General features: G+C 61.3%; 33 protein-coding genes. 24 read left to right on the forward strand and 9 right to left on the reverse strand.

What is annotated here, in order from left to right; all coding sequences use genetic code 11:
• Positions 1-74: 74 nt before the first annotated feature.
• The 7 genes from JAB4_RS11930 to JAB4_RS11960 form a co-directional block, all read right to left on the reverse strand.
• Positions 75-2,195: a DNA cytosine methyltransferase gene (locus tag JAB4_RS11930; RefSeq protein ID WP_070221321.1), complete on the reverse strand. Its 2,121-nt coding sequence runs from the start codon at positions 2,193-2,195 to the stop codon at positions 75-77.
• The gene (locus JAB4_RS11935; protein ID WP_070221322.1) at positions 2,192-2,533 is read right to left on the reverse strand and encodes a hypothetical protein; all 342 of its coding nucleotides are present in this window, start codon (positions 2,531-2,533) and stop codon (positions 2,192-2,194) included. The genes JAB4_RS11930 and JAB4_RS11935 overlap by 4 nt, the downstream gene beginning before the upstream one ends.
• Positions 2,530-3,168 (reverse strand): hypothetical protein, encoded by a 639-nt coding sequence (locus JAB4_RS11940; RefSeq protein ID WP_070221323.1) that lies wholly within the window; start codon positions 3,166-3,168, stop codon positions 2,530-2,532. The genes JAB4_RS11935 and JAB4_RS11940 overlap by 4 nt, the downstream gene beginning before the upstream one ends.
• Positions 3,165-3,461 carry a hypothetical protein gene (locus tag JAB4_RS11945; RefSeq protein ID WP_070221324.1) on the reverse strand — a complete coding sequence of 99 codons (297 nt, stop codon included), beginning with the start codon at positions 3,459-3,461 and terminating at the stop codon, positions 3,165-3,167. The genes JAB4_RS11940 and JAB4_RS11945 overlap by 4 nt, the downstream gene beginning before the upstream one ends.
• Positions 3,458-3,724, reverse strand: coding sequence for a hypothetical protein (locus JAB4_RS11950; protein ID WP_070221325.1), 267 nt, complete (start codon positions 3,722-3,724; stop codon positions 3,458-3,460). The genes JAB4_RS11945 and JAB4_RS11950 overlap by 4 nt, the downstream gene beginning before the upstream one ends.
• Positions 3,725-3,799: 75 nt before the next feature.
• Entirely contained in the window at positions 3,800-4,030 is a 231-nt protein-coding gene (locus JAB4_RS11955) for a hypothetical protein (protein WP_139143643.1), read from the reverse strand.
• 240 nt (positions 4,031-4,270) lie between these two features.
• Positions 4,271-5,041 carry a LexA family transcriptional regulator gene (locus JAB4_RS11960; RefSeq protein ID WP_070221326.1) on the reverse strand — a complete coding sequence of 257 codons (771 nt, stop codon included), beginning with the start codon at positions 5,039-5,041 and terminating at the stop codon, positions 4,271-4,273.
• Between the two features lie 376 nt (positions 5,042-5,417).
• On the opposite strand from JAB4_RS11960, the gene JAB4_RS11970 reads away from it, so the two are divergent.
• On the forward strand, positions 5,418-6,038 hold the full coding sequence (locus tag JAB4_RS11970) for a hypothetical protein (protein WP_070221328.1): 621 nt from the start codon (positions 5,418-5,420) through the stop codon (positions 6,036-6,038).
• A gap of 88 nt (positions 6,039-6,126) precedes the next feature.
• Here the strand turns inward: JAB4_RS11970 and JAB4_RS11975 are convergent, their stop codons facing one another.
• Complete coding sequence (locus tag JAB4_RS11975) at positions 6,127-6,312, reverse strand: hypothetical protein (RefSeq protein ID WP_139143644.1); 186 nt, start codon at positions 6,310-6,312, stop codon at positions 6,127-6,129.
• A 254-nt stretch (positions 6,313-6,566) separates the two neighbouring features.
• Between JAB4_RS11975 and JAB4_RS11980 the strand changes: the two genes are divergently transcribed.
• The 9 genes from JAB4_RS11980 (at position 6,567) to JAB4_RS12020 (ending at position 11,883) form a co-directional block, all read left to right on the forward strand.
• A complete protein-coding gene (locus JAB4_RS11980) occupies positions 6,567-7,298 on the forward strand; it encodes a hypothetical protein (RefSeq protein ID WP_070221329.1) in 732 nt (243 codons plus the stop codon).
• Positions 7,295-8,062 (forward strand): replication protein P, encoded by a 768-nt coding sequence (locus JAB4_RS11985; RefSeq protein WP_139143645.1) that lies wholly within the window; start codon positions 7,295-7,297, stop codon positions 8,060-8,062. The genes JAB4_RS11980 and JAB4_RS11985 overlap by 4 nt, the downstream gene beginning before the upstream one ends.
• A 9-nt stretch (positions 8,063-8,071) precedes the next feature.
• Positions 8,072-9,229, forward strand: a complete 1,158-nt coding sequence (locus JAB4_RS11990) for a site-specific integrase (RefSeq protein ID WP_070221331.1) — start codon at positions 8,072-8,074, stop codon at positions 9,227-9,229.
• Position 9,230: 1 nt separating this feature from the next.
• Positions 9,231-9,764 carry a hypothetical protein gene (locus tag JAB4_RS11995; RefSeq protein ID WP_070221332.1) on the forward strand — a complete coding sequence of 178 codons (534 nt, stop codon included), beginning with the start codon at positions 9,231-9,233 and terminating at the stop codon, positions 9,762-9,764.
• The gene (locus tag JAB4_RS12000) at positions 9,761-10,003 is read left to right on the forward strand and encodes a hypothetical protein (RefSeq protein ID WP_070221333.1); all 243 of its coding nucleotides are present in this window, start codon (positions 9,761-9,763) and stop codon (positions 10,001-10,003) included. The genes JAB4_RS11995 and JAB4_RS12000 overlap by 4 nt, the downstream gene beginning before the upstream one ends.
• Positions 10,000-10,611 (forward strand): dATP/dGTP diphosphohydrolase domain-containing protein, encoded by a 612-nt coding sequence (locus tag JAB4_RS12005; RefSeq protein ID WP_083287120.1) that lies wholly within the window; start codon positions 10,000-10,002, stop codon positions 10,609-10,611. Before JAB4_RS12000 ends, JAB4_RS12005 begins: the two co-directional genes overlap by 4 nt.
• Positions 10,608-10,859: a hypothetical protein gene (locus JAB4_RS12010; protein ID WP_070221334.1), complete on the forward strand. Its 252-nt coding sequence runs from the start codon at positions 10,608-10,610 to the stop codon at positions 10,857-10,859. The genes JAB4_RS12005 and JAB4_RS12010 overlap by 4 nt, the downstream gene beginning before the upstream one ends.
• 117 nt (positions 10,860-10,976) lie before the next feature.
• Complete coding sequence (locus JAB4_RS12015) at positions 10,977-11,363, forward strand: hypothetical protein (protein ID WP_070221335.1); 387 nt, start codon at positions 10,977-10,979, stop codon at positions 11,361-11,363.
• Positions 11,364-11,388: 25 nt separating this feature from the next.
• Positions 11,389-11,883 carry a hypothetical protein gene (locus JAB4_RS12020; RefSeq protein ID WP_070221336.1) on the forward strand — a complete coding sequence of 165 codons (495 nt, stop codon included), beginning with the start codon at positions 11,389-11,391 and terminating at the stop codon, positions 11,881-11,883.
• A gap of 100 nt (positions 11,884-11,983) precedes the next feature.
• Here the strand turns inward: JAB4_RS12020 and JAB4_RS30930 are convergent, their stop codons facing one another.
• Positions 11,984-12,118 (reverse strand): hypothetical protein, encoded by a 135-nt coding sequence (locus tag JAB4_RS30930; RefSeq protein WP_265334728.1) that lies wholly within the window; start codon positions 12,116-12,118, stop codon positions 11,984-11,986.
• A 125-nt stretch (positions 12,119-12,243) separates the two neighbouring features.
• On the opposite strand from JAB4_RS30930, the gene JAB4_RS12025 reads away from it, so the two are divergent.
• The 14 genes from JAB4_RS12025 to JAB4_RS12090 all read left to right on the forward strand — a co-directional run bounded on the left by JAB4_RS12025 (position 12,244) and on the right by JAB4_RS12090 (position 22,710).
• A complete protein-coding gene (locus JAB4_RS12025; protein ID WP_070221338.1) occupies positions 12,244-13,908 on the forward strand; it encodes a hypothetical protein in 1,665 nt (554 codons plus the stop codon).
• 104 nt (positions 13,909-14,012) lie between these two features.
• On the forward strand, positions 14,013-14,378 hold the full coding sequence (locus JAB4_RS12030; RefSeq protein WP_227742143.1) for an HNH endonuclease: 366 nt from the start codon (positions 14,013-14,015) through the stop codon (positions 14,376-14,378).
• Between the two features lie 195 nt (positions 14,379-14,573).
• Entirely contained in the window at positions 14,574-15,047 is a 474-nt protein-coding gene (locus tag JAB4_RS12035; RefSeq protein WP_070221340.1) for a terminase small subunit, read from the forward strand.
• A complete protein-coding gene (locus JAB4_RS12040) occupies positions 15,044-16,732 on the forward strand; it encodes a terminase large subunit (protein ID WP_070221341.1) in 1,689 nt (562 codons plus the stop codon). Before JAB4_RS12035 ends, JAB4_RS12040 begins: the two co-directional genes overlap by 4 nt.
• Before the next feature lie 3 nt (positions 16,733-16,735).
• Positions 16,736-18,049, forward strand: coding sequence for a phage portal protein (locus JAB4_RS12045; protein ID WP_070221342.1), 1,314 nt, complete (start codon positions 16,736-16,738; stop codon positions 18,047-18,049).
• Positions 18,027-18,875 (forward strand): head maturation protease, ClpP-related, encoded by an 849-nt coding sequence (locus JAB4_RS12050; protein ID WP_070221343.1) that lies wholly within the window; start codon positions 18,027-18,029, stop codon positions 18,873-18,875. The genes JAB4_RS12045 and JAB4_RS12050 overlap by 23 nt, the downstream gene beginning before the upstream one ends.
• Before the next feature lie 35 nt (positions 18,876-18,910).
• Positions 18,911-20,161 (forward strand): phage major capsid protein, encoded by a 1,251-nt coding sequence (locus JAB4_RS12055; RefSeq protein WP_227742172.1) that lies wholly within the window; start codon positions 18,911-18,913, stop codon positions 20,159-20,161.
• Between the two features lie 52 nt (positions 20,162-20,213).
• The gene (locus JAB4_RS12060) at positions 20,214-20,375 is read left to right on the forward strand and encodes a hypothetical protein (protein ID WP_175444740.1); all 162 of its coding nucleotides are present in this window, start codon (positions 20,214-20,216) and stop codon (positions 20,373-20,375) included.
• A gap of 3 nt (positions 20,376-20,378) precedes the next feature.
• Positions 20,379-20,720: a head-tail connector protein gene (locus tag JAB4_RS12065; protein WP_070221345.1), complete on the forward strand. Its 342-nt coding sequence runs from the start codon at positions 20,379-20,381 to the stop codon at positions 20,718-20,720.
• Positions 20,720-21,067, forward strand: a complete 348-nt coding sequence (locus JAB4_RS12070; RefSeq protein ID WP_070221346.1) for a head-tail adaptor protein — start codon at positions 20,720-20,722, stop codon at positions 21,065-21,067. The genes JAB4_RS12065 and JAB4_RS12070 overlap by 1 nt, the downstream gene beginning before the upstream one ends.
• The gene (locus JAB4_RS12075; RefSeq protein WP_070221347.1) at positions 21,064-21,552 is read left to right on the forward strand and encodes an HK97-gp10 family putative phage morphogenesis protein; all 489 of its coding nucleotides are present in this window, start codon (positions 21,064-21,066) and stop codon (positions 21,550-21,552) included. Before JAB4_RS12070 ends, JAB4_RS12075 begins: the two co-directional genes overlap by 4 nt.
• Positions 21,553-21,559: 7 nt before the next feature.
• Positions 21,560-21,781: a hypothetical protein gene (locus JAB4_RS12080; RefSeq protein WP_070221348.1), complete on the forward strand. Its 222-nt coding sequence runs from the start codon at positions 21,560-21,562 to the stop codon at positions 21,779-21,781.
• Complete coding sequence (locus JAB4_RS12085; RefSeq protein WP_070221349.1) at positions 21,778-22,185, forward strand: DUF3168 domain-containing protein; 408 nt, start codon at positions 21,778-21,780, stop codon at positions 22,183-22,185. Before JAB4_RS12080 ends, JAB4_RS12085 begins: the two co-directional genes overlap by 4 nt.
• A gap of 72 nt (positions 22,186-22,257) precedes the next feature.
• Entirely contained in the window at positions 22,258-22,710 is a 453-nt protein-coding gene (locus JAB4_RS12090) for a hypothetical protein (protein WP_070221350.1), read from the forward strand.
• The last annotated feature ends 109 nt before the right edge of the window (positions 22,711-22,819 follow it).

A 22,819-nucleotide genomic window follows, 5' to 3' on the forward strand; every position in this document is an offset into this window, starting at 1 on the left:
AACAAGCTGAAGAACGTTGGCCGTCCGGACGGTGATTTTGAGTTGGTCCAGACAGGCGACTAAATTTCGCAATGTCATGCCACCCTCGCAATCTCACGCTCATGCGCGAAGTTGGCGAGGATCAGTGCCTTGGCCATGGGTGGGCAGACTGAGTTGCCGCACATGCGCACCTGGGCGCTCTTCGTCAGTTTCAGGCCCTGGGCCGGGTCGTCGCCGATGATGTAATCGTCGGGAAATCCCTGGGCCCGGAACAACTCGCGCGGCTGCAGCATGCGCAGGCCGATGTCCACGATCTGATAATCCTGACCGTGGATCGTCACCAGGCCGAAGCGGTCACGGCTGGTGACGGTGGCAAGTGGCCCGTCGATCTCGGGCGCCTGGTCGGTACCGTAATACGACAGCAGGAAGGCGCGCACCTCGGCGTGGTGCTGGCCGCCGGCGCTGATCGTGCCCAGCGGCTCGTTGGTACCGGCCGCCGTGCTGGTGCCGCGCAGCTTTATCATGTTGCTCGTGACCAGTGCCGACTTGCCGCCACCGCCGGCCATGACCGTGCCGAGCGGCGCATCGGCGGCGTGGCCAACGCTTGCGCCCATGTCGCGCTGGATATGCGCCGATACCATGCTGAAATGGCCGCCCTTGACCTGTGCGCAGATCGTGCGCAGCGGTTCGTCTACCGACATCACGCGCTGATTGCTCGCGTTGGCGTGCTCGGTCAGGAATGCCGTCACCAGGCTGTGGTGGTCGCATGCGGTGACTGTGCCGATAGGGTCAGTCAAGTCCGACCCGACGACGCCCGTGTAATGCTTGGCCAGGAACGCGGTGGCCACGGCCTTGTTGCCGCTTGCCGTCACGGTGCCCAGCGGAGCCTCGACGGCGTGCGCGCCAGCGCCCCAGCGCTTCACGCCGCCGGGCGATACCTCGCCGTGCGCGGCGTCGACCAGCACAGCCGTCACCAGAGCTGCGTCGGCTTTCGACGTGGCGGTCGCAGTTGGCTCGTTCAGGCCGCGCGGGCGGCTCTGACCAGCACGGCCGCCGACGCCGGTCAGCAGCGCCGATACCAGCGCATGCTTGCTCTCGCCCACCACCGTGCCCAGCGGCTTCTCGATATCCAGCGCACGCGGTGCCTGGCCCTTGCGTTCGCCGTAACCCACCTGCACCAGCGTGGCCACGCCCAGCGCCTTCTCGCCGCGGTGCGCGCCAGTGATGGTGCGGAACGGCTCGCCGATGGATTCGGTGCGGTCGGCGCCCTGGTGTGTGACCGGGACGATGGTTGGCGCCACGACAGAAAAGCCTGGCGCACTGGTGATGGTCCGCAGGGGTTCGGCCGCCTCCCACACGTTCGGGGCCCTGCCGGTGGTCTTGCTGTTGGCCGTGTTCACGATAAACGGATCGGCCGCGTCGACCACATAGCGCATGATGCCCTTGGCGATGCGGCGCAGCGTGGCCGGCGCCAGCGGCTTGTCGCGCTCGAAGATGCTCGGGCACGGCAGGCTGAAGTCGATGCACTCGGCCGCCGTGCGGTACGGCAGCAGCTTGCCGGCGCGCACGCCGATGCTGTCTGGCGCACCATGGGTAGGCTCTGGCCACTTGATGGCGATGCCGTCGCGGCGCGCCACCAGGAAGAAACGCTTGCGGATTGTGGGCGTATCGTGGTCGCAGCCTCGCATTTCACGGTAGTCGACGGTGTAGCCGTGCCCGCGCAGCTGACGGATGAACGAATCGAACGTCTTGCCCTTGTTCGCCGGATCCGGCTTGGCGCTGCCGTCGGCCTCGACCAGTAGCGGGCCCCACGTCTTAAATTCCTCGACGTTTTCTAGCATGATGACGCGGGGCTTGCACTTGGCTGCCCAGCGCAACGTCACCCAGGCCAGGCCACGGATGCGTTTTTCGACGGGCTTGCCGCCCTTGGCCTTGCTGAAATGCTTGCAGTCCGGCGACAGCCAGACCAGGCCTACGGGGCGGTTGCCCGTCACCTTGATCGGATCGACGTCCCATACGCTTTCGCACAGGTGCGTGGTGTGCGGGTGGTTCGCCGCGTGCATGGCCAGTGCTTCGGGATCGTGATTGATGGCGATGTCGACCGGGCGGCCGAAAGCCTGCTCCAGGCCGGTGCTGGTACCGCCGCCGCCGGCGAAGTTGTCGATGATCAGCTCATTGCCCAGGTCAAGGGACATGGTGAAGAGGTCGCGCTTCATGGGCGCACCTCTGCCACCTGGCGACGAACCACCAGTACCGGCATGGCGCCCGCCACGCCGCGGAAGTGCGGCGCCGCTACTTGGCCAGCCGGTGCCGTCTGGATGCCCAGCAGCGCGGCGCGGGAGGCTTCCTTGAGTACGTACATGATGCCGTCGAGGCGGGCGTGGCCCTGGATGCCGCGCGAGAAGATCATGCGCAGGCGGCTCTCCATGCCCGCTTCTTCGATATCGAAGCCGGCTCGCTCTGCGATCTGGTAGAAGGTGCCGGGGCCGGCGATCAGCGCCTGCAGCAGGGCGTAGGAGCGGCTGCTGGGTTTCGGCAGTGGCAGGCGCCTCATGCTGCAACTCCTTCGGGAGCGGCCTGCAATTTCGATGCGTCGTATTTCTCGATTCCCCAGGCCAGTGCATAGCAGCACCAGACGAAACGGTGCGAGTATTCCTCGCTGTCCACCTCGTAAAAATCGGGGAAAACGAGCTTCCCGTTCCAGACAAAATCCATCGCTGCGCGGTAGGCCGCGTCGGCGCCATCATCCGCATGGTCCAGCACTTCGGATTGAAGCTCATCGCGCAGGCCGTGCCCGAGCTTTCCAGCCAGCCCCCGCTGCTCAATCCAGTCCATGACATTCGTCTTGAATTTCTCGGCAGAGTACTTCCGATAACCGTCGTGGTCTGTCGCCTGAAGCTTTTCGCCCCAGTACGAGAGGTTGACCGCCAACTTGGCGCCGTTGCGTTTTTTGTACTCCCGATCTGTGCGGAAGAACTCAAACATGTCGGTCAGTCGCTGAAACACGTAGGTTCCCATGTCGCCGGTGTAGCAAAGGTAGCCCGGCCAGGTGATCAGGTCGAAGTGCATGCAGCTCGTGCCCGGCTTGGCGAACCGAATATGTCGGCTCACGCCGTCTTCGCGGATCACGGTCATCGCATGCTCGGCGACGTCGCGCAGGAATTGGTCTTCAGGGAAGGTGGCGCTCACAGCACACCGCCTTTCGCATCCAGCAGCTGCTCGAGCTCGCGCTCCAGCCGGTTGCGGGTGGTGATCAGGCAGCTGGCCTGGATGCGGCGACCGGTCTCGATGCTGGTCAGGCGGTCGATCTCGGCCTGCGACGCCACGCTGCCGGCGCCCCAGCCCAGGACCAGCACGGACAAGAGGATGATGGCGGCGCTGGCCGCTGGTTCGATTTCGCCCAGGCTCATGGCCAGGCTGCCGGTGATGGCGCCGATGATGGCCACAGCGATCAGCAGGTAGATGTTGATCTTGAATTTCATGCTGCACCGCCTTCCAATGCGGCGAGGGCGGACTTGAAGTTGAAGCGGGACATGCGCGCGTCGGCCTGGGCCTGATCCATGCCCCAGTTGTGCATGAACATGGCGCGGATCTCGACGACGAGCTCGCTGTCCTCGGGCCACAGTTCGGCGTCGAGCAGACTGTCGGCGATGGCATCGATTGCCATAGCTGACGCGGTGTTGGTCAGGAAGGGGATGGGAACGTGCGTTTTGTGCAGGTCGGCAGGGCTGGTGGCGTGTGACATTTTCTCTCCATCGGTTGAGGTGGTGCGTCGATGGATGAATAGTAGCACTGCTATTTTTTCAATGCAATAGCAATGCTATTTAAAATTATTATTTTCATGAGAAATAAAAAAGCCCGCACGATGGCGGGCTTTTGCTTGTTCAGTTTTTAGCTTATGTGGGGAATGGCTCACCGCAACGGCGACACTCCTGCGCGTCGCCCGCGCCCATGTGATGACAGTTTCTACAGATTGATACTGAATTGCTTGTAGCACCTGAATCAACCGGATCTGCCGCGGATTGTTCTTGCTCGACTGGAAGTGCATCATTATTTTGGGGTTTCGAAATCGACGAAAAACCCACTAAAATTGCTCCGACAACTGACAGTATTCCGGAAAAAATGAGGAAGCTCTGGCGTTTTGCTATCAGGTCAATGTTGGACACCCGCATGTCAGGCGAGGTTACGCCATATCCGTAATCCCTCGCGGCCACACCAACAGTCGTGTCCATAAAAAGGCAGAAAGTTGCTAGAATTAGGCCTGCTACAAGTATCAAAATTCCTGCCAACTTCATATACGCTCCGTTTCCCTTTTGACGACCCTGCCGACTACGAGGCATTCACTATTACTACAGCGTTTCCGTCGATACTTCTGTTGGTCTGGATTGTCAGATGTAAGCCACCAATCGCCAGACTCACGCATGAAGCGCTTAATCACAGCCTCACCTTCGTAATTTACTGCGAAGACCTTGCCATCAATGATCTTTGTGTCGGCCGTATTGACAATCACCAGATCGTCGGCATAAAGATTGGGCTCCATACTCTCACCTTTTACTGACATTGCTATCAGTTTGCTAGGATTGAAGCCGTTCCTGTCCACCCAGTTTTTACTTACACTCAATTTGCTACCGTCGTAGATTTCAGGAACTGTTTGAAAGCCAGTTACGCCTGCGGATAGTCGCAGCTGAACCTTCGGAATCTGGTAAAAATCCGGGTTATTGGGATCAGCCAAGATTACATCTTGATACTCGCCAGCTAGTTCCCGCACGTCAAGTTGCGGCGCCAATGTCGCCGATTGCGAAACATAGTCGATCTGAGAAGCGAGAGTAGGGCTGAACGCGTGCACTTGCACACCAAGCCCGCGCGCAAAGGCTGTGGCCGCCTTGATGTTTAAAGGTCGGTGGCCTGACAGATACTGCCAAACCATACTTTGAGACCCAAGTCCGTGCTGGGCGCCAAATTCTGCTTGCGACACTTTTGGCTCGCGCGCGGCGAACAGCTCCTTCAGTCGCGCGGCGTCTTCAAGCTGCCAAGGTTCAAGTGTCTTTGTTTCGTTTTTCATGTTCAAAGTATAGCAATGCTATTTAATAGAGCAACGAGCATTGCTATTGACTTGTGCAATAGCAATGCTATTATTGCGGCATGAACCTCTCAACCTACTTGGCAGACTCGAAGATCCGAAAGGCTGACTTCGCCCGGCTTCTCAAAATTTCCCCAGCAGTGCTTCACCAGTGGCTGAAAGGGATTCGACCTATTTCAATTCGATATTGCGCCGCAATCGAAGGTTTGACTAACAAGCAGGTAACCAGGCAAGAGCTGCGACCTAACGATTGGAACTTGATTTGGCCTGATCTCGTCGCCGCTTCTGGTGGGGCGTTGGTCCTCGAAGTGTCCAACATTCAACAGAAACCAGAGTAAACCACCCCGAGGAATAAATCATGCGTATTGAGTCGCACAAAACCCTGATCGGCATCCTGCGCGAGCACGTGGCCGACTGGCGCCGGGCCGCTGGGCTGTCGAGCGCGAGCGCCATCGACCTGATCGTCGCGGCGCATGCGCAAGTCGGCGGCCCGGCCGTGACCGGTATCCGCTTCGATGCGCACACGGACGAGTTCCAGCGCATGAAGAACAACAGCGACCGCGTGCTGCGTTGGCTCGACGACGAGACCAAGGACACCAATTTTTTACCGGCGAACTTCGTTTTTTCCATCCTCGCCGGCATGCCCGATGACGCTCGCGTGCACTGCCTGAACGACATGCTGCGCCGCTTCGGTCTGTGCGTGCGTGCCATCGAGTCGAGCGACGAGGCGGGCTTGGCCCTGGGTGATATCTGCGACTTAGCCAGCGCCGACGCTGACGCGCTGGCGTCGCTGGCCAATGTCATCGCGGCGCCCACCCAAGCCAACTATGAGATTGCGCTACGCAAGGCGGCCCGGGCGGCCGAGAAGAAGGCGCGTATCGTCCGCATCCTCACTGGCGCGCGCAAGGCCTTAGCCCGCACCAAGGACGTGTTTCAGCGCGTAATGCACCCGACGCGGAGAACGAAGGAGAAGGCATGAGGCCGAGTGCAGGAGGCGTAGCTGGCTTTCACTATCCCAAGCCAGTTGCTATGACCAGGCTTGAGACTGCTGCCGACGATCAAAGAGGTTAATCCTGATTCGAGCGTTCCATTATTCGTTTGGCGTATTGCTCGATGAAATCGTGGCAAAAATCTGCCAGCACTGCGCCTTCTTTCAGTGACTGGGTGGTTTGGCGATGCAGCAGATCAGGCTGCGATTTGATGATGAGCTCTAGCATGCTTTCTGCGCTAATGCGAGCGGAAGACAGTTTCATGGGGAGTTCCTTTCGTAAATTGCTTAATGGGATTGACAATTTAACACGTTTAGATTTGCTCACCCAATTCCTGGCCACCGCGCCGGAACAAGTTTCAAACGGGGCAGCGGCTGCGCAGCTGCGACTTGGCGAATCCAGCCCGCCGGTCACGCCCCGACCCATTCACGGCTGGATGGAAGGCTGGACATGACTTTGAACAACGACCAGGCGCATGCGATACGCGCCGTCGATGCTGGACGGGGTGGGTGGAAATAATGTCCAACCCCTGGTTCCGCATGTATGCCGAGTTCGCGCACGACCCGAAGGTGCAAATGCTGCCCGAGGTAATGCAGCGTCGTTACGTCATGTTGATGTGCATGCGTTGCAGTAACGCGCTTGTAACGTTACAGGCAGATGAGATTGCGTTTCACCTGCGTATCGACGCCGCGCAACTTGAAGAAACGAAGGCGCTTTTCCTCGCGAAAGGTTTCATCAACGAGGCGTGGGAACTGCTGAACTGGGAAAAGCGCCAGTTCAGCTCAGACACCAGCGCACAGAGGGTGGCGAAGCACCGAGCGGCCAAGAAAGCAGCCGAAGAAGCCGCACGAAACGGCCATGTAACGTTACCGCAACAGAAAAGTAACGCCCTAGATACAGATACAGATACAGATACAGAAGAGAAGAGAAGAGCAGAGACAACGTCAAAAGCAGAAGCCAAAGCCACCGCGTCGCGGCTGCCTGCGGACTGGTCTGCATCAGCTGACGATATTGAATTTTGCAAAGCCGAGCGTCCCGACCTGGTGCCGACGCAGACCGAGCAGCGCTTCCGTGACTACTGGATCGCCCAGCCCGGCGTCAAGGGCCGCAAGGCGGATTGGCCGGCCACCTGGCGCAACTGGGTTCGAAACGAGCGTGCACCGCATGGTGCATCGGCAGGGCGCCCAGCGAAATTTGACCCGACCGCATTCGTCAATCGTGGCCGGCCGCAACCAGGGAGCCCGATATGAGCGCACTTGCTGCAGCTGGCAGCCCAAGCTGCTTCCTGGGCCAGTCAAGCACGGCGCCTGACTCGCGCTGGTTCGAGGTGCATCCGACCCTCAAGGTGTCGATGATCGAACACCTGTACAACCGCCTGGACGGTGCATATCCGCACTGGTGGGCATCCAATTTTGCCAGCGAAGTCGCGCTGCGGAACTGGGCCGAATCATGGGTCGAGGCCTTCGAGGAAGAGGGCATCACCCCCAAGGACGTCGCGGTCGGCCTGAAGGCCTGCCGTCTGCGCTACCAGAAGCCACCGAGCTGCGCTGAGTTCATCCAGGCATGCAAGCCCTTCGCCGACCCTGTGCCGGCGTACCACGAGGCCATCGTTGGCATCGAGGCCCGCCGCAAAGGCGAGTGGGGCGTCTGGTCCCATCCGGCGGTCTACTGGTCGGCGACGCTACTGGCACGCGATTTGATGATGCAGTCGTACGGCCAGGTAAAGGATCGCTGGGCGGCCACGCTGAGCGCGCAGCTGGCGCGCGGCCAATGGGCCGAGATCCCGGCGCCGGCGCCAGCGCTGCCGGCGCCGGGGAAGGGCAGTCTCTCTCGAGAGGATGCGGCCCGCATGCTGGCCGAGTTGGAGGCCAGTGGCGTCACCAAGTCGGCGCGGGCAACGCATTTCGACCACAAGACGTGGGCGCGCCGGATCATGGACCGGCTGGCGAACGGCGATAAGTCGCTGCATGCCATGCAGATCACCAACGCCAAGACCGCCCTTGGCATTATTTGAAAGATACGAATGAGTTTTCACCTGTTCCGGACCGGCAAGGCCAAGAATTACCACTACCGCTTCCAGATCGCTGGCGCGCGCGTGCAGCGCAGCACCCGCGAGAGCAGCAAGGCGAAAGCCAACGTGGTAGCGCAGCGTGCGTACGACGAGGCGCTGATCCTGACCAACGGCGGCAAAGTCGTGCCGACGCTGGCGGCCATGGCGCAGGAATGGCTGGAGGTGAACGGCCCGATCAGCAGCGCCGCGCACAAGCGCAGCGTCGAGACTACCGCCCGGCTGCACTTCTACGACCTGGGCCAACTGCCGCTGAACCAGATCACCACCAGCCTCGTAGAGCAGGCCCGTAATCTGCACCTGGTCGACCACGCCAAGGCCAGCGCGAACCACTGGCTGCGCGTGCTTAAGCTGATCGCAAACTGGGCCGTGAAGCGCGAGATCATCCGCTCGATTCCCTGGCAGGTGCGCATGCTCAAGGTGCAGAAGCGCCCGCGCTCGATCCTGCCTATCGCTGCCGTGGCCGAGTGGTTTGCAGCTGTCGATCAGGTCACGCGCGCAGACCCGTCGGTGGCCACGGCCATTCGCTTGATGTTCGGCCTGGGTCTGCGCGAGTCCGAGGCGGCCGGCGCGCGCTGGGAATGGCTGGACTGGCAGCGCGCCACCTACACGCCCGGCGTCACCAAGGGCCGCGAGGCCGAGCCCGTGCCTGTTCCTGCCTGGCTGGTCGAGCAGCTGGTGCCTCACCGCCAGGTGGAGGGCCTGATTGCCGGCAAGCGCGGCGGTGCCCATCAGCACCCGCCCGGCTTCGCGCGCAAGGCCATGAAGTCCGCCAACCTGAGCTGCAAGATCAAGGGCATCACCCCGCACAGGCTGCGCGGCACGTTCGCCACCATGCTGTCGGAGCAGGGCGTGCCGATCCAGACGATCCAGGCCGTGATGCGCCACAAGTCGCCGATGACCACCATGGCCTACCTGGAGAAAAACCGGGACACGGCGGCGCAGGCGCAGAACGATATCGCCGAGAAAATCGGTTTTGGGCGTGGCGAGAAAGTGGCGGGAGGCACCACGCAAACCCGCATGGATACAGACCTTCATGATTATCATCAGTCATCAGTTGATGGCAAATCGGGCCTCGATTCGGGGTCAACGGAACCAGCACCAGGAGAATAAATTGAACCCTAAAGATCACGTCCTGCGCGAAGTCGTCAACAGCTTGCGCGACATCGCTGTTGAGTTTCACGGAGCCGATCAGCTGCGCGAACGGCTGCGCGCCGCGCTGGCGCCGCTGCTCGATCAGCCGCCGGCCGCCGCCGAGCAAAAGCCCTTCATGTTCGCCATCATGGGACCAGACGGCACGGCACATATCGAAGAAAGCTGTGTCAGCAGCACCGCCAGCCAGCTGGCGCATGAGGTGAATTGCTTGAACGATTCCTCCGATACCGGCTACAGCATAGTTCCCGTCTTCCTGTCGGCATGCGCCCAGGCAGACTCTGGCGACGCCAAAAATGCAGCACGGTATCTGCATCTTCGGAACAAAATGTGTTTTACGTCATCGAGCGACGAGCTGCCAACTATGGCGCTGAGTTCCGCTATCCCCGCGCCAAATCATGACGTACATCACGACTGGTTTGCTGATCGGTTTGATGCCAGTGCTGATGCCGCCGTCGATGCCGACATGGCCCGTACTGAGGAAGACGACGAATGAGCAGCCGCGGCCCAATACCGGCGCCGGAAACACCGGCCGAGGCGGCGTACAAGCGCGACCGCGCCTTGTTGCGCGCGCTGTACACCTGCCAGCCCGTGCTGTTCGACGGCAAGCAGCACTTCCTGCACAGCATGTCTCCCCAGGTGCTGGGCGGCGGCGTATCGACAACTATTTACCTGATGGGCGACGCGACACCGCGCCAGCCCGGCGAAATCACTTTTATGGAGCAAGCGCAATGAGCCATCTTTTGGGCGCAAACCCAAGCTTTGCGATTTTGGATGAGTTGACTGACGCTGATCTCGTAGGCGCGTTGCATGCCAACGCGATCGACACCTTCCCCAGCGTGAACGGTTTTCCTGAGTTGCAAGTATCTGCCACCAATGTTCCTGGCATCCGCAGCGTAGTTTCAGCATGCCTCTCCATCATCGCCGAGCGTGCAGGTGCCCAATATCGGGCGGGTGCGAATGCAGCGCATGGCGAGGTGACGAGCGCATCCCAGGGAGTCGGCGATGTGACCAGTGAGGCAAGAGGAAGCGGTGCGCGCTTCAACTACGGCAAGCCGGATTACTCCCTGATCCCACTGACCACCTTGGCCGACGAGGCGCGCGTGTGGGCCTATGGCAAGGAAAAGTACGCGGCCTGGAACTGGGCCAAGGGCATGGCCTGGTCGATCCCGTTTGCCTGCCTGATGCGGCACATGGCAGCCTGGCAGGCCGGCGAAGAGTGCGATGCTGAATCGGGCCTGCCACACCTGGCGCACGCCATGTGCAATCTGCGCATGCTCACGCTCTATGCGACTAATTATCAAGAGGGTGATGATCGCCCGACAAAGGAACTGCAGCCATGAACCAGACACGACTCGGATCGCTGATCGAGGCCATTATCAATGTGGTGATCGGCTTCGCCATCAACTTCACCGCCAACATGCTGATCTTCCCGCTGTTTGGCTTTCACATCACCGCACGCGATAACCTGCTGCTGGGCCTGATCTACACGGTGATCAGCGTGGCGCGGTCGTACTGCATTCGCCGCTGGTTCAACGCAAAGCTGCACATGCTGGCACAAGCGGCGGCCACGGCGATTAAGAGGAATTGAGCAAAAGCGTTGGCGGGAAAGTGGCGAAGACCACCCCGCAACCCCGCATATTTCCTCATGTTCATGATTATTGTGAATCATCGGTTAAAAGCACCACCAACAACGAAAGGACGAAAAATGTTCAACTTCACATTTCCCTGGACCAAGCGCCGAGAAGCGCGCAAGGCAGCAGAACAGAAGGCGCGCCAGGATGCCGAGTTCGTGAGCGCCATCGTTGCCGTCAGCATGCGCGGTCACGAACGGGCGCAGCGGGCGCGCGCCGATGTCAGTACGGCACCAAGGCGCGCCAGCCAGGCCAGCACCATCTACAGCGCTCCAGAAAATAGCGAAGCGCCACCGAGCAGCTGGGCGCCGGTCAGCGCGCTGTCGCACCTGGTTGCCGGCGGCGGCACGTTCGATGGTGGAGGCGCTTCAGGCGACTGGGGTGGGTCGAGCTGCTCCTCCAGCGGCAGCGACTCGTCATCTGGATCGTCGGACAGTGGCAGCAGCTGCTCATCGGACTAAATTGCAACACAGCACAGGGATTGACATGCAACGAGAAAAAATTACGCTGGGATGGGCCGGCAAGAGCGCACCAGTGGCCGATATCACTTTCGTCGAGGTCGAGGACGAGGTTGTGGCACCAGATGCCCTGGCAGCGCCTTCGCGCGTCGTACTGGCGGTCACCGCGTGGACCGATCCTGAGCCGCTCGACCTGTGTCTTGAATTGTGGGCTGCCTGGATGGCGCACGATGCTGACCGCGACTTGGGCGTCAAAACGATGCGCGGACTGAGTGGGGAGGGGGATGGTCGCGGCGTGGATATGCACGAGGCGCAGCAGGCAACCGACACGCGCATCGCCCAGGCCACTGATGCGATGATCGATAGTATGGCGCGCATACACATCTGGGCGATCTACAATCTGTGCAGCCAGGCCACACCATGGAGGTTCCCAAACGCAGTATTTGCAGACGTTGCTATGGAGGCGCGCGCCGAGTTGGCCCAGCGCCTTAAAAATAATGTGTGCACTGCTGTTCTGTTCTGATATGATTCGTTCATAGGCGGTTTTCGCACGCCTAAACAAAAGCCCGCCTCTTTGCCGACGCGGGCTTTTTGCATTCCAGATCTCCGCCTTTCCCTGGGCTTTAGCCGCTGACCGCTTCGTGCGCCAGCGGCCTTTTTATTTGAGGTGTTCGATGAACCCGCGTCACTACCGAGACATGATCGTCCGCGCTGTGGGCGAGGCCGACGGCAAGACGCTTGGCCTCATAGTCGAGCATGTAGTTGACGCCGAACGCGCTAAGGAAATACTGCGCGCGAACGGGTACGGCGTGGCGGGCTTGTCTGCCAGTGCAACGGCCGCCCTTGTGCCACAAGTAAAACCAACTGAAAGAAAGCCACTTCCATGACCGTCCGCCTGCTGAAACCATACGCCCAGCGCCCTGTTGGTGCTATCGCCACGTTCGACGCAAGTACTGAGGCGGGCATGATCGAAGCCAAGCAGGCATCTGCTGACCTGACAGGTGGCTTTGAATACTTCTTACCGCGTCCAGGGATGAAACTGCAGGTGCCGCAGATTGCCGTTGGATCGCTGACTCTGCGGCCGGCCGAGCAAGCTCCAGCAGTCTTGCCTGAAGGTCAGGTGCTGAACGTATCAGGCATTGCGGGCACTGTTGGCAAAGTACATCGCCTCGACCCGACTGGCGGCAATACACCGCTGCAGTCGTGGACCATCGGTGCTGGTGCGTTGGCGCCTATCGGGGGGTATGCTGGCGAGCAGCGTTTTTTGCTGACTTGTTCGGCAGGCATTATTGATGCAACAGTTCAGAATGGCGCCGCTACTGCGCTGCAGCCCCGTAGCGGCCTGCTTGCCGCGCAATTGGCTGCTGCGCCGCGCAACCGCTTGTTGGTGGCGCCCATGGGCGCGGAGACTCAGACGTATGTAAACTTCGCAACATTTACTTGGCTGATGATCTTGCAGGTTGACGTGCCGTACGATGCTGCGCGGCCCATCCTATTCAATGCTGCCGCCAATGATATCCCTGGCCTGGTCTGCTGCGCTGCTGCCGGCGTAAATGCTGCTGATAAGACTGGCAATACACTTACATGGGTCGCCAGCACATTCGCGGGAGCCGCAACGGGGACCCAGAAAGCTGGCGCAGCTGATCGCCCGAGCGTCACCGCACCCGATTTCATCCCGGTCGCGGCAGTCCCGCGCACCGATGGCGGCCCTGGCTATCTGCTGTATCTGCGGGTCTGCGTGCCTACCGGTGGCACACTGACCAGCAGCCTCAGTATTAATACCGATCTGGTGCAACTCAACAGCCTAGGTAGCGGCATGATGTATTCCAACCGCGCGGGGGGCGATTTTGTTTCGACTGGGCAGGCCGCATATAACCCAGGCGCATCGCGTGGCGATTCCCCGATATGGGGCGTAGAACTCATCGTTCGCGGCCAGGCTGTGAGCATTTTAAATGCTGGCGACTCGATCACGCGTGCGCAGGCCTCGGCTGAGTTCAAGAGCCAGAATATGTTCCAGGTTGCAGCAAAACGTTTGAGCATGACGAAAGCCAGCATCCCGATCAGCAATGCGAATTGCGGCTGGTCCGGCCAGAAAAGCATTCAATACTTCGCACGCTTAAGCGACTTGCTGGCGGTAGTTCGTCCTACGATGGCCGTTTACGCGCCATTCTCGCCAAATGATGATCCGGGCACTGGTACGTTGACGCAGCCCATGGTGGATGGCATGCGCTGGCGCGTGTCGCAGTTTGTCGACGTGTGCCGTGCTGCACAGATCATCCCAGTGCTGTGGACAGGACTGCCCGCACTGAAAGGCTGGAATGTGGCATCTGATAACAGGCGCAAAGCGTTCAATGCTGAGCTGTTGTCGCTGTACGGCAAGGTGGCGGTGGTCACGGACTTTGATGCAGTGCTGAGCGACGGCGCCAGCCCGGCAGCGATTATCGCCGGCATGAGTGATGGTACCCATCCATACGACAACGCCATGAAACTGTTGGCAGATCGCTTTGAGACGGACGTGCTTGCGCCAGCCCTCAAGCTGCTCTCATAGTCCGAGGGAAGTACGATGCTTATTATTGAAACCGGCGGCGCCGGTCTAATGGCCATCTGATGGGGCGTCTGGCAGCGCTCAAGCCGCGTTTGCAGCAGCAGGCCATGAGCCGTGCGCCAGTGATGCAGCCAGGCTCATGGCGCACCGATCAAACGAGCAGCACCAAGCGCGGCTACGGCTACGCCTGGCAGAAGGCCCGCGCCGGCTATTTGCGCAGCCATCCGCTTTGCGTGTACTGCCTGCGTGATCCGGCCTATGCGGCCATCCGTGACATGGCGCCCAGCACGGCCATTTTGCGCTGTGCCGAGTTGGGCTTGGCTGCGCCCATGGCCTCCGTGGTCGACCACATCGAGCCGCATCGTGGCGACCAGGTGCTGTTCTGGAACAAGGCCAATTGGCAGTCGCTGTGCGGCACCCATCACAGCGCAGATAAGCAGCGCGAAGAGGCGGCCCATCGGCGTGGCGAATAGATGGCGCAAAAGCAACATCAGGAAATGTTTCAAAAAAGAAATGTTGAGATTGTGGAAAAATAACAACATGCATCAAAAGAAATATTTCAAAAAAGCAATATCGGGGGAGGGGGGCGAAAAGTTCCCGACCTCTCGCCGACCTAGACCGCGTCCTCTCCCACGCGCAGAATTTTTCCTTCACTGAGGGTTTTGTTAATGGCTTTAACAGGCAAAAAGCGTGCGTTCGCCGATGCCGTTTTGGCCGGCCGCAGCAATAAGGAAGCGGCGATCATGGCCGGGTACAGTCCGGCGACAGCATCGGCCGCCGGATCGCGCCTTGTTAAAGACCCGGCCGTAGCTGAGTACCTCAAGGCGGCGCGCGCCAGCGCGGCATCTGGCGCACCGGCGGCGCTGCCGACAGCCGTTCCACCGGCACGCCCCACGTTCGACTTGAACCGCGCGCTGCAGCATACGGACCCGAAAACGTTCCTGATGGCGGCGATGAACGATATCGAACTTGGCGAGAAGCTGCGCATCGATGCCGCAAAGGCCTTGATGCCCTTTGTGCACAAGAAGCCTGGCGAGGTGGGAAAGAAAGAGGAAAAACTGGATGCGGCACAAAAGGCCGCCGGCGGTCGCTTCGGCGCGCCACCCCCGCCGCCGCGCTTGGTATCTGGCGGCGGTAAATGACACCGCATCCAGAGTGGACGACGGCATGCCACGACTGGGAAACGCGCATTGTTGCAGGCCTTCCGCTGACGCCATGCCCGCCGCTATATCCTGACCAGGCTGCCGCGGCGTGGGCGATTTTTTCCGAACTGCGCATGGTGGACGCGCCCGGCAGCCCGAAGATGGGCGAGGTGGTCAAGCCTTGGGTGCGCGATTTTGTAGAGGCCATCTTCGGCGCATACAACCCGGAGACTGGCCGCCGGTTGATCAAAGAGTTCATGCTCCTGATCAGCAAAAAGAATGGCAAGTCGACCATCGCCGCCGGGATCATGCTGACGGCGTTGCTGCTGAACTGGCGCCTGGAGGGCGAATACATCGTCCTGGCACCAACGAAAGAGATCGCCGACAACAGCTACAAGCCGATGGCGGCAATGATCAAGGCTGATGACGAGCTGGCCGTGATGCTGAAGGTGCAGGACCATATCCGCACCATCACCCACCTCACCACCAACGCGACACTGAAGGTGGTGGCGGCCGATGGCGAGACAGTGTCGGGCAAGAAGGCCATCGGCGTATTTATCGACGAGCTGTGGCTGTTCGGTAAAAACCCGCGCGCCGACGCCATGCTGCTGGAAGCGACGGGTGGCCTGGCCTCGCGCCCCGAGGGTTTTGTTATTTTCGCTACGACGCAATCAGACGACCCGCCTGCTGGCGCGTTTCTGTCCCGGCTGCTGTATGCACGTGGCGTGCGCGACGGGACGATTCATGACCCGGCGTGCTACCCCATTCTGTATGAGTTCCCGGAGAGCATGCTCAAGGCTGGCGCGCACCGGGAAGTGGCGAACGCCTACGTGACGAACCCGAACATGGGCACATCGGTCGATGAGGAATTCATCGCGCGAGGCTTCCGCCAGGCGCAGGAAAAGGGCGAAGTGGAGTTCCGCGGCTTCCTGGCCAAGCACTTGAATGTACAGATCGGCCTGGCGCTGATGTCGAACCGCTGGCCGGGCGCCGATTTTTGGGAGCAGCAGGGCCTGCGCCCGGCGCTGACCTTGGACGATCTGCTGGCGCGCAGCGAAGTGGCCACCGTCGGCATCGATGGCGGCGGCTTGGACGACCTGCTGGGCCTGGCGGTGATCGGCCGCGAGCGCGAGACGCGCCGCTGGCTGCTGTGGACCAGGGCTTGGGCGCACCCCTCGGTGATGGAGCGGCGAAAAAGCGAGGCCGCCCGCTTCGAAGACTTCGCCAAGCAGGGCGACCTGGTGCTGGTCGAGCGCATCGGCGAGGACGTGGAGCAGGTGGCGGCGGCCGTGCTGCAAGTGGAGCAATCCGGGCTGCTCGACAAGGTGGGCGCCGACTCGGCCGGCATTGGCGCCATTCTCGATGCCATGGTCGAGGCCGGCGTGCCGCAGGAAAAAATTGTTGCTATTTCTCAGGGCTGGCGCCTGGGCGGTGCGATCAAGACCACCGAGCGCAAGCTGGCCGAGGGCGTGATCGAGCACGGCGGCCAGCCGATGATGGCCTGGTGCGTAGGCAATGCCAAGGTCGAACCGCGGGGCAATGCCATTTTAATTACCAAGCAGGCTTCCGGGTCCGCCAAGATCGACCCGCTGATGGCGACCTTCGATGCTGTATCCCTGATGGAACTAAATCCGCCGGCGCAAGGTGGCTCGGTGTATGAATCGCGCGGCATAAGGACTGTTTAACCCATGAGTTTATTCGATTTCTTCCGGCCATCTGCAGCGCCGGAGGCCAAGTCACGCCCGGACGAACCGGGTGATGCCCCGATACCTGTCGCCGCCGAGCCGTCGGCACCGAACATCCAGGCATCGACAGGCACCCTGTTCGCCGGCCTGGACGACCCTGACCTGCTTGCCTTCATGCGCACCGGCAGCGAGACCGCCTCGGGCGCCTATGTCAATGCGTCGAAGGCGCTGCAGAACATGGCCCTGCTGCGCTGCGTCACGCTGATCTCGGAATCGATCGGCATGCTGCCGCTCAACCTGGTCGAGCGTGGCGACGAGAAGCGCTATGCCACCGAGCACCCGCTTTATGACATTTTGAAGGCCAAGCCGAACAGCTGGCAGACGGCGTACGAGTTCAAGGCGCTGATGCAGCTGCGCGTCATGATGCACGGCAACGCCTACGCCCGCGTGATCTGGTCGCGCGACCAGGTGCTGCGCCTGATCCCGATGTGTCCGAAACGCGTGAAGGCAGAGCTGGACGACAGCTGGAACATGGTCTACACGTACACCCGCAAGGATGGCCGCCAGATCCCGCTGCCGGCGGAAGAAGTATTCCACCTGCGCGACCTGTCCGAAGATGGCGTGACTGGACTGTCGCGCGTGCGTCTGGCACATGAAGCCATCGGCATCGCGCTGCAGGCCGAGAAGGCTGCAGCACGCCTGTTCAAGAATGGCGTCATGGCTGGCGGTGCGCTCTCCGCGCCCAATGCACTCAGCGACACCGCCTTCGACCGCCTGAAAAACTCGATCAACGAGAAGACCGGCGCCGAGAATTCCGGCAAGTGGATGATCCTCGAAGAGGGCCTCAAGGCTGAAAAATGGGCCAATACGGCCGCCGATGCCCAGCACATCGAGAACCGTAATCACCAGATCGAGGAAATCGCTCGTGCCATGGGCGTGCCGCGCCCGCTTCTGATGATGGATGACACGTCCTGGGGCAGCGGCATCGAGCAACTGGCCATCCTGTTCATCCAGTTCTCGCTGCAACACTGGTTCACGATCTGGGAGCAAGGCATCGAGCGCACGCTGCTGTCGAAGGAAGACAACAAGAAGCTGCGTGCCAAATTCAACGAACGCGCGCTGCTACGCGGCACCTTGAAGGACCAGGCCGAATTCTTTACCAAGGCGCTGGGCAGCGGCGGCCATGCGCCGTGGATGACACAAAACGAAGTGCGCGAGCTGCAAGACCTGGCCCGTTCCAATGACAAGGGCGCAGACGAGCTGCGCGCGCCCGCTAACCAAGCGAAAACACCCAATGACCCTGTTAAAACTGCCTGAAATCAACGCCGCCCAGGGCCTGGGCAACATCCAGTTCGACATGCGCCCTGACGCCCTCGAGCGCTGGGAGCCGGGCATCCGCGCGGCGGCCGACGACGACGGCCCCACCATTTCCATCTACGACCGCATCGGCGAGTCTTACGACGGCGAAGGTGTGACCACCAAGCGCATTTCCGCCGCCCTGCGCAACATCGGCGCGCGCGACGTGACGGTGAACGTCAACTCGCCCGGCGGCGACTTCTTCCAAGGCGTTGCCATCTACAACCTGCTGCGCGAGCACAGGGCCAAGGTCACCGTCAAGGTGATGGGCATCGCCGCCTCGGCCGCGTCCGTGATCGCCATGGCTGGTGACGAGATCCTGATGGGTGACGGCGCCTTCCTGATGATCCACAACGCCTGGGCCATGGCGATCGGCAACCGCCACGACATGATCAAGGCATCCGAGCAGCTGGCGCCCTTTGATGCGGCCATGGCATCCGTCTACGCCGCCCGGTCCGGGCTGAGCGCGGCGGAAGCGGCCGCCATGATGGACAAGGAAAGCTGGATGGGCGCAGCCCAGGCCGTCGAGCAAGGCTTCGCCAGCGGCATCCTGGCGCGCGAGCAGATGGGGCACGATCCCGAGGCCAGCGCCGACACGAAATATCTTGCGATGGTGGAAGCGGCCATGGCCCGGGCGGGGCATTCCCGCTCCGTGCGCCGCGAAGCCATCAAGTCCCTGTTTTCTGGCACGCCGGGCGCTGCTGGAAAAATCGCCACGCCGAGCGCTGGCACCAAAGAAGTAGCAGCGTCACTGCAAACCCTGATCAACAATCTGAAAGGCAAATAATGAAAAAAGTAATGATGACCAGCATCGCCACGGCGATGATCGCCAGCGCCCTGGCGGCGCACGCTGCCCAGGCCAGCCAACCCGTTCCGCGCGGCATCGTGGCGGTGCGCGCCGACGGCGATGTGAATGCGCTGATCGAAGGCGTCAACAAGGCATTCCATGATTTCAAGGCCGAGCACACCAAGCAGCTGGACGAAATCAAGAAGGGCAACGCCGACGCGCTGCAGGCGCTGAAGGTGGACAACATCAACGCCGATATCGCCAAGCTGCAGGCGGCTGTCGACAAGGCCAACGAGCAGATCGCTGCGTCCGCAATGAATGGCGGCGGCGCGGCCCTGAAGGACAAGGAATATACCAATTCCTTCCAGTCCCACATGCAACGTGGCACCGTCGAAGCGAGCATGAACAAAGGCGCTGCTCCAGAAGGCGGTTTTCTGGCGCCAACCGAATGGGATCGTACGATCACCGATCGTTTGCTGGTGGTATCGCCAATGCGCGGTATCTGCTTCGTGCAGCCGACGTCGAAAGACAGCTTCACCAAGCTGTTCAACAACCGCGGCGCGACCTCGGGCTGGGTGGGTGAGGCCGCTGCGCGCCCAGAAACCAATACGCCAACGTTCGGCAGCTTGACCTACAAGCCTGGTGAGATTTACGCCAACCCGTCGGCAACACAGCAAATGCTCGACGATGCCGAGGTCAATCTGGAGGCCTGGCTGGCTGGCGAAGTCGATGGTGAATTTGCACTTCAGGAAGGCGCTGCATTCCTGTCTGGCAATGGTGCTGACAAGCCAACCGGCATCCTGACCTACATTACCGGCGGCGCCAATGCGGCGGCACACCCTTGGGGCGACATTAAAACCGTCGCCAGCGGCTCGGCGGCCGCCTTGACCTCGGATGGCATCATCGACCTGATCCATGCCCTGCCCGAAGAGTACACGGGCGATGCGCGCTTCATCATGAGCCGTACGACCCAAGGCTCGATTCGCAAAATGAAGGATGGCCAAGGCAACTACCTGTGGCAGCCGTCCATGCAGGCAGGCCAGCCTGCAACCCTGTCGGGTTACTCCATCACTACGATGCCCGGCATGCCGGCGGTAGCGGCCAACAGTACGCCGATTTTGTTTGGCGACTTCCGTCGTGGCTACATGATCGTCGACCGTATGGGCATTCGCGTGCTGCGTGATCCGTACTCGAAAAAGCCTTACGTCCAGTTCTACACCACCAAGCGCGTCGGCGGTGGCCTGCTGAACCCCGACACCATCAAAGCCCTCAAGGTCTCGGCATAACTGGAACGCCCCGGTCCACCCCGGCCCGGGGCCGCTATTGAAAGGAAAAATCATGATTTTCAGTAAAGAGTTTCTCGGCGTGCGCGACGGCGAAATCTATCCCGAAACGTTTCAGCCGGGCGATGAATGCCCGCCCGAACTGGTCGATGCGGCGCAGAGCCTGGAAGTGCTCGAAGTGCCTGAAGCGGTCGAGTCGAAGAAAAAGGACAAGTAATCCATGTTCCTGACACCTGAACTGGCCAAGGGCTACCAGCGCATCGTCGGCAACGATGAGGACGACGTGATCGCCCTGATTCTTTCGGCTGCCGAGCGCAACGCGCTGGTCTACCTGAACCGCCAGGTGTTCGCCGACAGTGCCGCCATGGAAGCGGCCATCACGGCCGGTACCGCCGGCGAGTTTCCGATGGTAATCGAGGACGATATCAAGCTCGGCATCCTGAAGCTGTTCGGCGACATGTACGAAAACCGCGAGGACAGCGTGCTGGCCGTGTCGGTGGCGCGGTTGCCGCTGGGCTCGCGCGAGCTGCTGCGCCCGCATCGCATCGGGAATGGCGTCTGATGCGCGCCGGCCAGCTGGACCGTCGAATCACCATCGAGCGCCCGGGCATGGTGGAGGGCGAGTATGGGCCGCAGCCTGGCGGCTGGGTGTCGGTTGCCGCACGCGTGCCCGCCCAGGTCAAGGATGCCCTGCCCAGCAAGTCGGAAACGGTGCAGGAGGGTATGGCTGTGGCCACCCGGCCGGCACGGCTGCGCATGCGGTATTTGCGCGGCATCACTTCCGATATGCGCATCACGCTGCATGGCGACATTGACGAGTTTTTCCAGATCGTTGGCGCCCCGGCCGAGATTGGCCGCCGGGAATGGTTGGAAATGACAATCGAGCAATATTCAACCCAGGGGCAATGATGGCTGACGACCGCAATATCACCGGCGGCAAGGCGCTGGACGATTTCCTCAAGTCCTTGCCGGCCAAGATCGAGCGCAACATCATGCGCTCGGCGCTGCGCCAGGGCGCCAACGTGTTCAAGGCCGAGGTGCGCGAAAACATTCCCGTCGACAGCGGCGAGCTGCGCCGCAGCGTGCGCGTGGTCACCAAGGCAAAGGGCGGTCGGGTTACGGCATCCGTGCGCGTGGGCAACAAGCGCGCCTGGTATGGACACATGGTGGAGTTCGGCACCAAGCCTCACAAGATCGTGCCGAAGAAGAAGGGCGCCCTGGTCATTGGCCAGACCCGCGCCATGGTGGTCGATCACCCGGGCGCCAAGCCCCATCCGTTCATCCGGCCGGCGTTTGACGCCAAGCCGGCCGCCGCCATCGCTGCCGTGGGCGCGCAGATCCGCAAGCGCCTGACCGCCGAGGGCATCAATGTGCCAGCGGCTGAAACCGACTAGGACGACCATGAAAATCAAGATGCTCAAAACTATCCCGGGCTCGACCGACGGCGTGACCGTGATCGAGCTGCAGGCCGGTACCGAATACGACATGACCGACGCCGCGCGCGGCGAGCGCCGTGCTGCTGCCTACATCCGCCGCGGCGAGGCCGTCGAAGTCATCGCGGCCGCCGCTGGCGGCGACCAGGCGGCAGTGGTGCCAGTTCCGCGGCCGCGCGGCAAAAAATGAGCGCAGTCAAAGTCATCCGTGCCTTGCTGACCGCGCATGCACCAGTGCTGGCCCTCGTGCCGGAAGAGCGCATCGTGGCCGGTACCGTGCCGCAGGGTACGCTGTTGCCCGCCATCGGGCTGACGGAGATCAGCCGCGTCGAGATGCCTACAGCATCGCTGTCGCAGCGCGCCGTCCAGGTGACGGCGCGTGTGCAGGTGACGGTGCACACCAGAACGTACCCGGAACAGAAGGCCGTGCTGCAGGCCGCCAGGCTGGGGCCAGGCGCGCATACCGGCACCGTAGCCGGTGTCTTGGTGCGCAGCGTGATGCGCGACATCGTCGGGCCTGACCTGAAGGATGAAGCGGCCAGCATTTTCGAGCAATGCCGCGATTTCAAGGTTGTTTTCGTCGAAGCAAATTAGTACTTCCCCGGTTGTATCAGCCCGCCCGCACCGCAATCCTGCGTGCGGGCTTTTTTATTGAAAGGTATCAAAATGGCATTCGAAAATGATTTCGAGACAGTCGCCGGCACCAAGCTGTATGTGTGCGCGACCCGCCCGGCCGACAACACGGTAGCGGCCTTCGCGGCGCTCACCTGGGTCGAGGTGGGCGACATTACCAACGTCGGCGGCGTGAAGGGGCGCGAATACAGCACTTCCACGCTGGCGACCGTCAGCAACGCCCATGACCGCGAAAAGAAGGGCTCCTACAAGTTGCCCAACGCGGAAATGGAATGCGCCTGGGTCGAAGACGACGCCGGCCAGATCCTGATCGAAGCGGCGGCCAACGACTACACCATCCCTGCGTTCAAGGTCGTCAAGCAGGGCGGCGGCATTCGCTACTTCACGGCCCAGGTCATGAAGTTTGTCGAAAACCTGGGCGGTAGCAACGACACCGTCAAGGGCGCTTTCACCCTGCTGCGCCAGAGCGACACCCTCACCGCGTAACAGCGGCAACCTCACGGCCTCGGCCACCCCTGCACCGACCTGGTCCGCTTCGCCCTTCGAGGGGCGGGCGGGCCTGGCACGGGCATTTATTCCCTCGAAGAAAGGCTTC

Origin of the sequence: Janthinobacterium sp. HH102 (genome assembly GCF_001758625.2) — a bacterium.
GTDB lineage: Bacteria > Pseudomonadota > Gammaproteobacteria > Burkholderiales > Burkholderiaceae_D > Janthinobacterium.